The organism is Psychrosphaera haliotis (genome assembly GCF_009728465.1).
GTDB classification, from domain to species: Bacteria; Pseudomonadota; Gammaproteobacteria; order Enterobacterales; family Alteromonadaceae; genus Psychrosphaera; species Psychrosphaera haliotis.
This window is the reverse complement of record NZ_WOCD01000003.1, coordinates 264,940-277,876: the sequence shown is the minus strand read 5'-3', so window position 1 is coordinate 277,876 and position 12,937 is coordinate 264,940. Positions and strand designations below refer to the sequence as shown.

Annotated in this window: 12 protein-coding genes and 1 pseudogene; 3 read left to right on the top strand and 10 right to left on the bottom strand. The window is 40.2% G+C overall.

Annotated elements, in window-relative coordinates:
* Positions 1-145: 145 nt before the first annotated feature.
* Positions 146-697 (top strand): cytochrome b, encoded by a 552-nt coding sequence (locus tag GNP35_RS06065; RefSeq protein WP_155695291.1) that lies wholly within the window; start codon positions 146-148, stop codon positions 695-697.
* Positions 698-876: 179 nt separating this feature from the next.
* Here the strand turns inward: GNP35_RS06065 and GNP35_RS06060 are convergent.
* Both GNP35_RS06060 and GNP35_RS06055 read right to left on the bottom strand, forming a co-directional pair.
* A pseudogene (locus GNP35_RS06060) lies at positions 877-1,549 on the bottom strand (RluA family pseudouridine synthase).
* Positions 1,550-1,712: 163 nt separating this feature from the next.
* On the bottom strand, positions 1,713-2,051 hold the full coding sequence (locus GNP35_RS06055) for a PBPRA1643 family SWIM/SEC-C metal-binding motif protein (protein WP_155695290.1): 339 nt from the start codon (positions 2,049-2,051) through the stop codon (positions 1,713-1,715).
* Between the two features lie 464 nt (positions 2,052-2,515).
* Here GNP35_RS06055 and GNP35_RS06050 point away from each other — a divergent pair, with 464 nt between their 5' ends.
* Entirely contained in the window at positions 2,516-3,133 is a 618-nt protein-coding gene (locus GNP35_RS06050) for an RraA family protein (protein WP_155695289.1), read from the top strand.
* A 26-nt stretch (positions 3,134-3,159) separates the two neighbouring features.
* On the opposite strand, the gene GNP35_RS06045 is transcribed toward GNP35_RS06050, so the two are convergent.
* The 4 genes from GNP35_RS06045 to GNP35_RS06030 all read right to left on the bottom strand — a co-directional run bounded on the left by GNP35_RS06045 (position 3,160) and on the right by GNP35_RS06030 (position 7,227).
* Complete coding sequence (locus GNP35_RS06045; protein WP_155695288.1) at positions 3,160-4,002, bottom strand: class I SAM-dependent methyltransferase; 843 nt, start codon at positions 4,000-4,002, stop codon at positions 3,160-3,162.
* 270 nt (positions 4,003-4,272) lie between these two features.
* Positions 4,273-5,271: a cytochrome d ubiquinol oxidase subunit II gene (locus GNP35_RS06040; protein WP_155695287.1), complete on the bottom strand. Its 999-nt coding sequence runs from the start codon at positions 5,269-5,271 to the stop codon at positions 4,273-4,275.
* On the bottom strand, positions 5,264-6,631 hold the full coding sequence (locus tag GNP35_RS06035) for a cytochrome ubiquinol oxidase subunit I (protein ID WP_155695286.1): 1,368 nt from the start codon (positions 6,629-6,631) through the stop codon (positions 5,264-5,266). The genes GNP35_RS06040 and GNP35_RS06035 overlap by 8 nt, the downstream gene beginning before the upstream one ends.
* 53 nt (positions 6,632-6,684) lie before the next feature.
* On the bottom strand, positions 6,685-7,227 hold the full coding sequence (locus GNP35_RS06030; RefSeq protein ID WP_155695285.1) for a GbsR/MarR family transcriptional regulator: 543 nt from the start codon (positions 7,225-7,227) through the stop codon (positions 6,685-6,687).
* A gap of 205 nt (positions 7,228-7,432) precedes the next feature.
* Between GNP35_RS06030 and GNP35_RS06025 the strand changes: the two genes are divergently transcribed.
* The gene (locus GNP35_RS06025) at positions 7,433-9,865 is read left to right on the top strand and encodes a TonB-dependent receptor domain-containing protein (RefSeq protein WP_155695284.1); all 2,433 of its coding nucleotides are present in this window, start codon (positions 7,433-7,435) and stop codon (positions 9,863-9,865) included.
* A gap of 26 nt (positions 9,866-9,891) precedes the next feature.
* On the opposite strand, the gene GNP35_RS06020 is transcribed toward GNP35_RS06025, so the two are convergent.
* The 4 genes from GNP35_RS06020 to GNP35_RS06005 all read right to left on the bottom strand — a co-directional run bounded on the left by GNP35_RS06020 (position 9,892) and on the right by GNP35_RS06005 (position 12,937).
* Positions 9,892-10,428, bottom strand: a complete 537-nt coding sequence (locus GNP35_RS06020; RefSeq protein ID WP_155695283.1) for a lipocalin family protein — start codon at positions 10,426-10,428, stop codon at positions 9,892-9,894.
* 67 nt (positions 10,429-10,495) lie between these two features.
* A complete protein-coding gene (locus GNP35_RS06015; RefSeq protein ID WP_155695282.1) occupies positions 10,496-11,068 on the bottom strand; it encodes a hypothetical protein in 573 nt (190 codons plus the stop codon).
* Between the two features lie 7 nt (positions 11,069-11,075).
* Positions 11,076-11,960 (bottom strand): pentapeptide repeat-containing protein, encoded by an 885-nt coding sequence (locus GNP35_RS06010; RefSeq protein ID WP_155695281.1) that lies wholly within the window; start codon positions 11,958-11,960, stop codon positions 11,076-11,078.
* Positions 11,957-12,937, bottom strand: coding sequence for a hypothetical protein (locus GNP35_RS06005; RefSeq protein WP_155695280.1), 981 nt, complete (start codon positions 12,935-12,937; stop codon positions 11,957-11,959). The genes GNP35_RS06010 and GNP35_RS06005 overlap by 4 nt, the downstream gene beginning before the upstream one ends.

Sequence of the window (12,937 nt, the reverse complement as noted above, 5' to 3'; positions counted from 1 at the left end):
AAAAGCAAACGGTGCGATTAAAAGCTGCTCGTTGTGTGTTTTAGATCATGAAACGAAGAATGATTATGCACGATACTAATAATGCAAACTTGTTATGCATAAAGTAACCTCTTAGCTAAATACGTTGCTTTACAAAAGGAGCATCATGAATATTAAGAATTCAACAACTCATTACAACACCTTCTCCATTGCGTTACATTGGCTTATGTTTATTTTAATTGTCGCTGTTTTTGGCAGTATTGAGCTCAGAGAACTATTTGATAAGGGTACTGAAACCCGTGATGCCTTTAAAATGTGGCATTTTATGTTGGGTTTATCTGTGTTGGCTTTAGTAAGTGTTAGGTTAGTTGTGCGAGTGTTAGCAGGACCGGCTCCTGTAATACAACCTAAACCTAAAAAGTGGCAGAGTAACTTCGCTAAATTTGCACACATAATGCTTTATGTTTTTATGCTTGTCATGCCAATCGCTGGCTGGTTGATATTAAGTATGGTCGGTAAACCCGTCCCATTTTTTGGTCTAGAGCTCCCCGCACTAGTAAGTGAAAATAGAGAGCTTGCTAAAACTATTAAAGAAATACACGAAATCGCGGGTGAAGCAGGTTATTACTTAATAGCTGCACATGCCGCGGCAGCATTATTTCATCACTACATTCTGGCTGATAACACATTTAAACGTATGCTGTTTTCTAAAAAGTAAAATCATAAAAAAATAAAATAGAAAGGTGAGATGTCACATATGACGTTTTTAATGGTTAGCGTTTTTTTAATTGCTTGAATATGTGGCCTAATTCTTATTGTTTATCGAACAAAAGTTCCATGGATTAACACGATGCAGCTTTACGTTTTAAACCTCTTGTCTGTTTCGAAATGACAACCTCAGAATGGACTAGCTGAATAAAAGTGCAGGGTCTCATTCGACTTAGGGTGAGAAAACGACAAGTATGTGGCATGCAGCATGAGTCGCTCAGCCTTAAAATAAGAATCTTCTAAGTCATAAAGATCACAACCAATAATAGGGTGCCTAATAGCCATACTATGCAATCGTAATTGGTGTGTTTCGACCGGTTATAGGCTCAAATTTAACACGCGACGTGTTGTTATCTGAATTATAACTCAGCACTTCGTAACGGCTGGTGGCCGGCTTTCCAGTCTCGTAGCAGATCTTTTGTAACGGAAACCCATCGGCATCTTTAATCAACGGAAAGGTAATCTCACCTTGAGTTTCGGCTAATTGCCCATTCAATATTGCTTGGTACTCTTTTTTCACACTCCTCGCTGCAAACTGATCACAAAGCTGCTTGTTAGTATCTTTGTTTAACGCCAGTAACATCAATCCAGAAGTGCCAAAATCCAGTCGGTGAATCAAGGTTGCAGTGGGGTATTGCTGGGCTATGCGATGGTGAACGGAGTCTTTGTTCAGTGGATGTTTACCCGATAAGCTCAACAATTTAGAAGGTTTGTTGATTACAATAAAATCAGGGTCTTCATATTCAACCTGAATATCTTCTAAGCAAGCAGGAACGATGAAAGGGTCGGATTGCGGTTGCATTTGCAGAGCCTTAAAATGAGTAAGTTGAATAGGTCGGTAGAGTAACATTTTATTTTAGATGACGAACCGGGCTATTAACCAACACTTGCATTGAAGTGCTATAAAACCTAAAAAGCCCAATCAACTAGATCGGGCTTTTGTCTGCCAAGGGAAATGTTTTACTTTATCCGCAGCATTTTTTGTATTTTTTGCCGCTACCACAAAGACAAGGATCGTTACGAGATGGTGTTTTCTCAACAGTCACAGTAGTGGCTTTATTTAGCAATGTAGAGAGCTGCTCTATCGATTCTTGAGCGTTTTCAGTAGTGTTTACTTCAATATTCGCAAATAACTCGTGTTCGCTAAGTTGTTGTTCAATTTCTTTTTTTCTTTCTTCCGAAGTAACAACAAGTTCCAAAGGATACTTTTTACTTCCTGCTTTTTGTGACACTTTAGGTTGGTAGCTTTTTATATGGTTTTGTCGTGCGTCTTGACGACCTTTGAAAAAAAACTTGTCTGACATGTTTGGGGTCCAAATAGAGTTCTGTTGGAAAGGCATAGTAGGGTACTGATTGAGTTTAGTACCTTAGCTGCACAGTGCCTTTGTTGATTAACAAAATTATATCACAGTGATAGGGCGTAGTGAGCGAAGAAGAGCGATATTAAAGGATTGTTTGCTCAATAATGTGTTTAGCAGGAATTTTTAATTAAAGAACATTAGCAAAAGCTTTTAACCTAAAGCAGTTATAAAAGTACCTGCTAAAAAGTACTTAACAAAAACAATGCTTCAGAAAATACGATATATAAGTTAGATGATTTATTAGGTGAAACATAAAGTGGTTCATTAGAAGAAACATAAATTCACTCATCTTCGGCTTTATCAAATAAGCACAAAGATGTTATAAATTATTAAGCGCCTTAACTAGAGCACTATTGTTAAGTCGCTAGTTTACGGCAAGCCACCGTTCAAAAAGGAGAAAATGTAAAATGGGAAAGGTATTTGAGTCATTGTCACCAACAGATTATGCAAATGTGTTACCTCGGACGCAGTTCATCAACTTTTCAATACATTCTCTTTTGCAACCCCCCAACAGAATTGCAGGGCCAGCTTTTACGGTTCAGTTAATTGCGGGCGACCACTTGATGATGCATGCGGCAATTTATGAAGCTCCAAAAGGCTCGATTATTGTTGTGGATGGTGTTGATACCGACTTTGCTGTTGCGGGTGGGAATGTATGTGCCGTAGCACAAAAACGCGGTATCAAAGGCTTTGTGGTTGATGGTGTGGTGCGTGATGTTGAGGAAATTAAAGAGAACGCTTTTCCGGTATTTGCTAAGGGCGTGTTTCCTGTGCCAGGCAGTAAAAAAGCCAAGTTGCCTTTAAACCAACCTATTGTGTGTGGCGGTGTCACGGTAAACCCCGGCGATATTATAGTTGCCGACTCAGAAGGTATTGCAGTTATACCGCAATACACAGCATCAGAGGTCTATGAAAAAGCGAAAAAAAAGGCTGGTGCAGAACAAAAGATGTCGTTAGAAGAATGGCAAGCAAACCACGAACGTCGCATAAAAGAAGCGCTTTTACACGCAACGCCGCAAGCCTAGGCACTAGGCAATATAGCAGGCAAGGCCTATAGATCGCTCTTATGTTGCTGCCAATCTAAGTGATATTGCCACTGAGCTTTGTGAATGCGAGTGTTTTTGTGAAGTTCCCAGTCTGCTTGGTTGGCAAATGGACCTTTTCTACAAAGTGGACAATAGCCTTCTTGGTCATACTGAAATGACGTTAGTCTCGATTTAATGTTGTGCTCGTTATTGTCGGAATAGACGTAAATATCACTCGCCTCATGTTTAACGCACTTGTCTCTATCTACATTACGAATTAAGTAGTTTTTAAATAAAGACACGTTAAAGGCTTCACTACCTAAAAACTCAACGCTATTTTTGGAATCACTTGAGGCTGTAACCAAAGGGGTTAAAACTAAAGGGGTTAAAACCAAAGGGGTTAAGCTGGTCTCAATGTGCCAGTGACTATAAGGCTTCACTGACTTAGTGGTGATATAACATAGACGTTCGCCGCTGCTCGATAACAAAACATCAAAGCTGTGTTTTATAAAGTGATACAACAAGTTCCTATTTAGTAGGTTCGCAGTTTTATTACGTTCTTTTTGATATTGCGCATAAGTTTTTTGCGTAGGCACAAGAGGGTGATTAAAAATAACAATATCGGCCTGCTCTTGAGGTAACTGTTTAACACTTTCTAAATTAGTTATATCAATATCGTGGAATACGGCGACACCGGCATTCAACAAATCATCCAAGGCGTTATGTTTGTATTTATTTCTAAGTACTGATTCACTGTCGTAAGTTGATGCAATTAGATTATTAGGCGATACATGAGCCAATAATGCTCTAGAGAAACTTAAGTCTCCGTCGCCAACGGTTATTACGCGGCAGTTTTTAGGTAAATACATTTGATGGTTTCTTAATAGAACGTTTTGAGATTATATCAAATACGCAAAACATGAGAAACAAAGCAAAGGCAGGTATTCTTTAGCCTGCCTTTTAACTTTCATGTTTAGAACTTCTACCTTTAGAACTTCTACTTTTCGAGCCTCTACTTATAGACACTGACTCTCATAGATCAACTTTTTATCTTCTGCATTTGAAGCCCACCTTGTTTGCTATTACTTGCAGAGAGCTGCGCCACGCAACTAATAGTGTCGCAACTAAGAGCGCCGCAATTAATAGTATCGCAACTCCTGGACCTTGCCCCAGAATACTCGATAGGAATAAACGGTATAGGCCAGAATAGTAGGAACAACAATCACTGCGCCGTAAAGCAAAAAGTTAAGTGACTCTTTGGCGGCCACGGATTCCCATATGGTGATCTGATGAGGAACAATGTATGGGAAAAAGCTGTAACCTAAGCCAACAAAACTTAAAACAAAAATAAGCGCCGCTAATATAAACGGGTAACCGGCACCAAAATCTGGTTTTACTTGAAGTTGGGATAGCGCTTTATAGCAAAAACCAAATAACACGGCGCACACAATTGGAATAGGTAAGAAAAACACACCTACCGTCCAGGTAAACCACTTTTCATAAATTTCTGGGTTTAATACTAAGTTGGTTAATGAAACAAGTAGAATGCCGGTAAAAGCGATGCCCAGTGCTTTTTTAGCGATGCTAATCGACCACTCTTGTAAAGACGACTCCGTTTTCATAACAAGCCAGGTAGCGCCAATAAAACAATAGGCGGCGCAAACACCAAGCCCGCTTAAAATTGCAAATACAATGCTAAAGGTGTCCGTTGAAAATCCCGTTACGTATGAGCCAAGCATATAACCTTGAGAAAACGAAGCTAGCCAAGAGCCGAGCTTAAAAGCGAAATTCCAACTTGGTTTATGACTAATATTCGCCTTCGCCCTAAAATCAAACGCCACACCACGTAAAATAAGCCCCAACAATAACAATGTTGCTGGAATATATAACTCTTTGAGGATATAACTATGTGCTTCAGGAAACGCTATTAGCAACAAGCCAACGGCTAACACGAGCCAAGTTTCATTCGCATCCCAAAATGGCCCGATACTGGCAATCATAGTATCCGCGCTTTTATCATCGTGCAGCGGTAATAACATGCCAACACCTAAGTCATAACCATCTAAAATTGCGTATAGCAAAACGGCCAAGCCCATTAGTGAAACAAAAATGATAGCCAACGTATTTTGTTCAAACATGAGCTTCTCCTGCTGGGTTGGTTTGAATTTCTAGTGAGCTTACTTCTGGCTTCATCTCTTCAATTTCAACGGCGCGATTCGCCATTACAAAAATTGTGTATAAATAAGCGCAAAGTAGGAAGCCGTATAAAAGCAAGTACAAGGTTAAGCTAAATGCAACATTCGTTGGCGCGATGTCCGTAACCGCTTGTTCAACCGTGAGCACGTTTGATACTAAGTAAGGTTGTCGGCCAATTTCAGTAACGTACCAGCCGGCTAAAGTCGCTACCCAACCAGAAAAGCTCATTGCTATAAGCACTTTTAGCTGCATCGCAGACAAGTTTTTATTTCGCATTGCACGTATACCGCACCACCAGGCAATCAAGATCATTAACATGCCTAAACCAACCATGACTCTGAAAGCATAAAATACCGGTTTTACAGGTGGGTGCTCGCCAACAAACTCATTTAAGCCTTTGATTTCGCCATCGGCATCGTGAGTCAGGATCAAACTGGCTAAGTTTGGAATAGCAATTTCAAAGTGATTTGTGCGGGTTTCTTCATCAGGAATCGCAAATAACAATAGTGGCACACCACTTTCTGTTTCCCATACACCTTCCATCGCAGCGACTTTTTGAGGTTGGTGTTCCAACGTATTTAAGCCATGAAGATCACCAACAAAGGCTTGCAGAGGAGTTAACACCATAGCGGCTATCAGTGCTATTTTTAACGTCAGCTTTGGTGCTCGTTTATTGTCACCTCGGTAAATACGATACGCACTGATGCCAGCAACCAAAAAGCTTGCTGTTATTCCAGAGGCAATCAGCATGTGGCTGAATCGATAAGGGAAAGAAGGATTAAAAATGATAGCAAACCAGTCAAGCGGGTAGGCTACGCCATCTCTCATTTCAAAACCTGTGGGTGTTTGCATCCACGAATTTAAAGAAAGGATCCAAAATGCAGATAATGTCGTGCCAAGAGCAACAACCGCTGTTGCCAATGTGTGTACTTTGGGCGGAACTCTTTTAATGCCAAACAACATTATCCCCAAAAATGTCGCTTCCAAAAAGAACGCCGTTAGTACTTCGTAACCTAACAGTGGCCCTGCAATATTACCGACTTTTTCCATGAAGCCCGGCCAGTTGGTGCCAAATTGAAATGACATGGTGATACCACTAACCACACCTAATGCAAAAGTAAGCGCAAATACTTTTACCCAAAAACGATAGGCGCGCATCCAAATTGGGTCTTGAGTGATGTCAAAACGGATTTTAAAGAAAAGCAAAAACCAACATAGGGCGATGGTAATGGTTGGAAACAATATATGAAAACTAATATTAGCCGCGAATTGAATCCGCGACAGGATAAATGTATCTAACATAAATAACTCCGTGAGCACCCAAGGGCACTACTATAATGCTTTGAACGTCAGGTTTATTTTGAGTTGCTTAACAACTTGTCTTTCATATCCAGAACCTTGCCAACACTAGAGCCAAGCTTCATCAGTGTTTTAAGTTTATCTGGGTTCATCGATTGCAATTCACTTGTCCAACTCGTAATAGACTCAAGAATATTATGAATTTCCATCATTTTGTCTTGCGCATATTCCTCTTGAACGTTTGCTGGCTCTTCAATAATCACTGAACGAAGCAGTGACAGGGTAGGGTCCATTTCTCGTTTTCGGCGCTCTTCAAATACTTGTGTTGCCAACTCCCAAATGGTGCCAGCAGGTTCATAATAATCTTTACGATCACCAGGAACGTGTTTAGTTTTTATTAAACGCCAGCTTTGTAACTCTTTGATGCCCATGCTGACATTACCGCGTGAAATATTTAACGTGTCCGATAATTCGTTCGCTGTTAATGGCTTATCACTAACAATTAACAACCCAACCATTTGACCTATAGTGCGGTTAAATCCCCATCGACTGCCCATTTCACCGCAGTGCATAACAAAGGTTTCTATTTTTGGCGTCATTTTATTTACACTTCCTATTGAAGTTTCAGAAATTATTGAAAGTTTAAAATCAGAAGATGGGATGGTCAAGCTTTGTTTGAATTTAAATTTATGAGGGCGTGTTTTTAGATATGTGGATACTTTGAGTAGATGTAGCCCTTTCTTCTATTTTAAGACTAGACTTTAAACATCCAATAAATGCGAAATCCCTTTTGGTTGAAATTTTATGAAGCAGAATGTTAACACTGCGTTAGTCGTTTTATTGCTGTGTTCTAGTATCGTGTGTGCGAATGCAAAGCCTTTAAATACAAAACCAAAAATAGAAAGCGTATATAAAAGCTCAGATAACCATATTAAAAATGTGAGTGGCTTGGACTTTGAGCGTATCGCCGTTACAGGTGTTGTAAAAGGCAAAAGCGTAATGGACTCTAGTGTTTCTATTAGTAGTGTTGATCTTTTAAGTATTGAAGTTGCTACGCCACGAACAACCGCTGAGATCTTTAGACTTATTCCTGGCGTTCGTTCTGAAGCAACGGGCGGTGAAGGTAATGCCAACATTGCGGTTCGTGGATTGCCAGTGGCATCTGGTGGAGCCAAGTTCCTTCAGTTACAAGAAGATGGGTTACCAGTATTACAATTTGGTGATATTGCTTTTGGTAACGCTGATATATTTTTACGAGCAGATTCAACCGTTTCTTCAGTAGAGTCGATACGTGGTGGTTCGGCTTCAACGTTCGCGAGTAATTCACCTGGCGGTATTATAAACCTTATCAGCAAAACAGGTGAAGATGATGGTGGCAGCGTTGCAACAACCTTTGGTGTTGACTATGACTCATTTAAGGCAGATTTTGAGTACGGGACAGAAATAAATGACACGTTACGGTTCCACGTTGGTGGTTTTGTAAGGCAAGGCGATGGCCCACGAGATGCCGGTTATACTGCAAACAAAGGCGGCCAAATTAAAGCAAATATAACAAAGGACTTTGATTCGGGTTACGTACGTTTATATTTCAAACATTTAGACGACAACTCAATTGGTTACTTACCTATGCCTGTTCGAGGCGATGGTAGCTCATTACCGGGATTCGACTCTCTTTCAGATACGCCACACTCGGCATACTTCACCAAAACCTTATCTAGAGGCAAAAATGGAGAATTACGTTCTGGTGATATAAGAGATGGTATGAGTCCTTTGGTGGGCTCTTTTGGTGTAGAAGCATCATTTGATTTAGGTAATGACTGGCAAGTAGAAAATCGATTCAGAAAATCTTCAGTAAGCGGTACTTTTAATGCTCCTTTCCCTGCAGAAGTAGGTGAAACTTCCGCAGTCGCTGAGAGTATTGCAGGCTCAGGCGCGACATTAGAGTATGCGAATGGTCCACAAGCAAGCAATAGCTATAATGCCGATTATGTAATAAGAGTTCATACTTTTGATGTTGAAATGGACGATTTTGATAACATTGTTAATGACATTAAGCTAACAAAAACCTTAGACAATACGAATGTGACTTTTGGTTATTACGCGGCCACACAAAACATTGGTATGAGCTGGTTATGGAATTCTTATTTATTAGAGCAAAAAGGTGACAATGCTGCTTTGGTAAATGTAGTAGCAGAAGACGGTACTTCTTATTCAGATAACGGTTTATACGCTTATGGAACACCATTTTGGGACAACTGTTGTCAAAGAAATTACGATGCTGATTATACCGTCACTGCGCCTTATGTTGCCGTGACAACCGACTATGAAGACTTTACTTATGACGCAAGTGTTAGATATGACAGCGGTGAAGCTCGCGGTACATATGCAGGTGCTACAACGGGTACTTATGATATGAACGGCGATGGCGTTATTTCAATGCCAGAAGTTGATGTTGTAAATATTGATAATGCCAATGCTTCGCCAATTAACTACGACTGGGACTATACATCCTACTCTGTTGGCGTGAACTATAAAGTAGACAAAGATACGGCTGTTTTTGGTCGCATAAGCCATGGTGGACGGGCAAACGCCGACCGACTTCTATTTGGTAAGGTTAGAGCTGATGGTTCAGTAGCGTCTGCTGATGCCATTGATGAAGTTGATCAGATTGAAGCGGGTGTTAAATATCGTCAAAACGAGTTGGCTATTTTTGCCACTGCATTTTATGCAGAGACAGAAGAGCAAAACTTTGAAGCAACCAGCCAACGATTTTTTGACCGAAAATATGAAGCGATGGGTGTTGAAGTTGAGGCATCTTACTTTGTCGGTAATTTTGACTTAAGAGGCCACATCACGCTAACAGATGCAGAAATCGCTAAAGATGCATTAAATGAATCGGTTGTTGGTAATACACCACGACGCCAAGCGGATGTTGTTTATTCATTTACGGGTAGGTATAGCTTTGAGTCAGCGGCTGTTGGAGTAAACTTAATTGGTTCAAGCGGTGCTTACGCTCAAGACAGTAATGAACTGGAGTTTGACGCTTATACTCAGTTTAACTTGTTTGCAGACTATAACTTAAGTGACAACTTAACGGTGTCGTTTAATATCAATAATGCATTTGATTCTGAAGGTATTACAGAGTCAGAAGAAGGGGCGTTACCAGCAAACAACATAATTAGGGCTCGCACCCTCGCAGGCAGGACAACCTCAATAACACTGCGTTTTTACTTTTAGCGAGTTATAGAGGCTGTATTTTTTGATTAATGCTCAACAAAAATCAGCTTGCGGGTATCAAAGCCTTTGTCTTGAGCACTTGTAATAAACTGGTTTCGTAATTCGTCGCTAATATCTGGTGTTCGTGACAATAACCAAAGGAAGTCCGTATCGGGGCCAGATACAAAGGCATATTGATAGTTTTCTTGGTCCATTTCAAAAATGACATAAGAGCCGTAAAACGGGCCAAAAAATGAAACTTTTAAGTAGCCTGTGCTTTCATCTTCAACAAAGTAAGCTTTACCTAACGCTTCTGACCATTCATTTTCCTTTTCGGAAAAACCTCTATTGATGACCTTAACACCGCCATCGTCTTTTAGTTGGTATTCAGCGGTAACTTGGCTTAAACCGCGCTCAAAGGAATGATCAAGCCTTGCTACTTCATACCATTTACCTAAATATTTAGGCAATTCAAACTGGTTAACGGGCTTTACCTTTTCAGGCATACCTAAACAGCCGGCCAAAGCAGATACTGCTAAAATGGTGATAATTAACTTGATGAAGCGAAAGGATGACGTGCGCATATTATTCCCTATAGTTTTAATGGGTTTGTGTTTTTAGGTGCAGATATTAAATTACAGGAATCAGATGTTACTCGCTTTGCCATTGGTGTGTGCTGACTAAGTCATCTATTTGTTGCACATACATCCTGTAACCTTCTGCACTGAAGTTATCGCTAAGTTTATTCATAAAGCCATGTTTATATTGGCTCACTTCTAGTTTTACGTTAGGTACAAACGCCAGTTTAGTCACCAGCTCTGGAATTGAAAAGTGTGTTTCTTCACTTGGGTATATCATGTAGCTTTCTACGGCGGGTTTAACAGCTAAGAAGTGCCTGACTTGTGATGCGTAAAATAGGATGTTGAGCCTAACATTTGCATTGGTAATACGTTCGCTAACCGACCATAAGGCCGACGCGCCCGCACTAAATGCCACAATTACCGTTGGGACAGCTAGACCTGCGACTACTTTGCTTACTTGTTTGGCATAAGTTTCTATTCCCACTTTGTCCATAAAAGTTTGATAAGCCTGTGCTTCATCCCCAAAATTTTGCTCTTCGGTGTTGTACGGGTCAATAATAATCGTGTTATCAGATAACTCGTTAGCTAGGCCAGAAACAGCGGGCGTGCGGCCAAAAATATCCGTGATCAATAAAAACTGCATAATTAAATCACCAACGGCTTACAAATCGATTGGTTATAATAGAAATAAGAATACCCAACATAAAGTACCCCAATACATTCAAACTGGTTTGCACAGGGCCGTTTGTTGCTGCTTGAAAGTTTCCTTGATTGATAAAGTGCAATAAAGAGTGGTGCCAGGCGTCGCTATACCCGGAGAAAACTTGGCTTTTGAATTGTGCAAAATATCCGGCAAATACACTAACCATCAATAATGATGAAATTGCCCATCGTTTTAATGAGTGGCCAAAGTCAGAGACTAAACCAATAATAGCGGCAAACAATACTCTTGGTATTTTAGATAAAAACGGCAATTGCTCAATTTCTAATAGCAATAAACTAAGACGATATTCCCGCGAGCAATACTCAATAAAAGGAGAGAGCTCTGTACCAGATGTGAAGATAGTATGTTTTGCCGTTTGCTTTTGTTTAAGCAGTCTTAAAAAATGACGAGTACTGGTAACCAACGCTGGTTTAAACTTCACTCTAAGTACTTTCACATTCCGAAAACTGGCTAAGTCAAAGTCCACCAATGAAAAGTCAACATCGTCAAGACGAGAGTCATCCCAATGAGAATCTCTGCAACTTGAACCCGAAATGTCGGTATTTCTAAATCGTGCGCCCGCTAGGTTTGTATCGTTAAAGTTTGATTCTGTAAGTCGACAGCCACGCCACATGCTCTCTGTGCAGTTTGCTTTGGAAAAACTCGTAAACGCATTTTCTTCGGTAAAACATCGATCGAAAATGACACCGGTTAAATCACAACTCTCAAAAACAGTACTACTTAAATTACATTGTTGAAAAACACAATTACTTAAGTCTTTTCCGGTAAAGTTGATGCCTTTGGCATCGTCATTTGTAAATGTCTGGCTCATTGTTTAACAAACCCCGACATTGTATTGTCGTTTTCAACCGGATAACGCTTAGCACCTGCTGAATCTAAGATTGCTTGAAACACTTCTTGTGGTAATCCATAAGGATCCCAAACCGGAGTGGTGGAACTGTCATCTAACACTAAACCAACGTCTGCGTTTAATGCAGCAAAATCAGTGTATACCTCTGAGTCAGCTCGAATGCCGTCGGCGCTCAATAACCAACCACCTGACTTCAACCATGCAGAGTAATTAGCTCGAATTGGTTTTATTATCTCAAAGTTTTTATATAACAACGATGTCATGAAGTGCTCGGAAACCAAATCAAATTGTTGGTTTGGAAACAATGACGAATCTGTTAAGTCGCCCAATTGGTATTGAACAGAAATGTCGTTTAATTCCTTGTGAAAATCTCTGACAAGTTTGTCTAATGCTTTAGGACATTTGAATTTTTTATCTTCTACTTCAAAGGAATATCTGAAAAATGGAGTTGCTTCAGCGGCTTTCAAAAAGGCTCTGATTTGTTCTAGCGGAAAGCTACAACGGTCACTAAAAGTCACTTGTATTTTGAAAGAAAGTTGGAGTTCGCGTTGAGCTTGGGCACAAATTAAAAGTTGACCCAAAGCATGAACATAACTCGCTACGCCAGCAATAAGAAGTTGAAATGGCGCGTCAGCAGTGTGTGCGATTAAACGTTGCTTGAGTGACTCTTTAAACCACAGTCTTTGTTCTTTAACCAAATACCAACTGCCAGCTGGTGGATAGTTAGCACAAAATAGCTTTGCTAATTCTGTTGCGCCTTTAGATGGTGGCATAAAAGAGTGAAATCTATCTGAATTTGACTCAAGTAAGTCGTCAGTAATACCTGAAAACTCGCAATAAACACGGCTGTCATGGTAACCACAGGGCGTCAGTTGGTGGTTAGATACCTGACAAATGTGCGCACTGTCGTTTAATTTGGTTTGGATTTTTTGACTCAT

Bases quoted from the DNA above. Each gene is read 5' to 3' on its own strand.
- GNP35_RS06065 (WP_155695291.1), top strand. From the start codon at position 146: ATGAATATTAAGAATTCAACAACTCATTACAACACCTTCTCCATTGCG.
- GNP35_RS06055 (WP_155695290.1), bottom strand. From the start codon at position 2,051: ATGTCAGACAAGTTTTTTTTCAAAGGTCGTCAAGACGCACGACAAAAC.
- GNP35_RS06050 (WP_155695289.1), top strand. From the start codon at position 2,516: ATGGGAAAGGTATTTGAGTCATTGTCACCAACAGATTATGCAAATGTG.
- GNP35_RS06045 (WP_155695288.1), bottom strand. From the start codon at position 4,002: ATGTATTTACCTAAAAACTGCCGCGTAATAACCGTTGGCGACGGAGAC.
- GNP35_RS06040 (WP_155695287.1), bottom strand. From the start codon at position 5,271: ATGTTTGAACAAAATACGTTGGCTATCATTTTTGTTTCACTAATGGGC.
- GNP35_RS06035 (WP_155695286.1), bottom strand. From the start codon at position 6,631: ATGTTAGATACATTTATCCTGTCGCGGATTCAATTCGCGGCTAATATT.
- GNP35_RS06030 (WP_155695285.1), bottom strand. From the start codon at position 7,227: ATGACGCCAAAAATAGAAACCTTTGTTATGCACTGCGGTGAAATGGGC.
- GNP35_RS06025 (WP_155695284.1), top strand. From the start codon at position 7,433: ATGAAGCAGAATGTTAACACTGCGTTAGTCGTTTTATTGCTGTGTTCT.
- GNP35_RS06020 (WP_155695283.1), bottom strand. From the start codon at position 10,428: ATGCGCACGTCATCCTTTCGCTTCATCAAGTTAATTATCACCATTTTA.
- GNP35_RS06015 (WP_155695282.1), bottom strand. From the start codon at position 11,068: ATGCAGTTTTTATTGATCACGGATATTTTTGGCCGCACGCCCGCTGTT.
- GNP35_RS06010 (WP_155695281.1), bottom strand. From the start codon at position 11,960: ATGAGCCAGACATTTACAAATGACGATGCCAAAGGCATCAACTTTACC.
- GNP35_RS06005 (WP_155695280.1), bottom strand. From the start codon at position 12,937: ATGAGTCAAAAAATCCAAACCAAATTAAACGACAGTGCGCACATTTGT.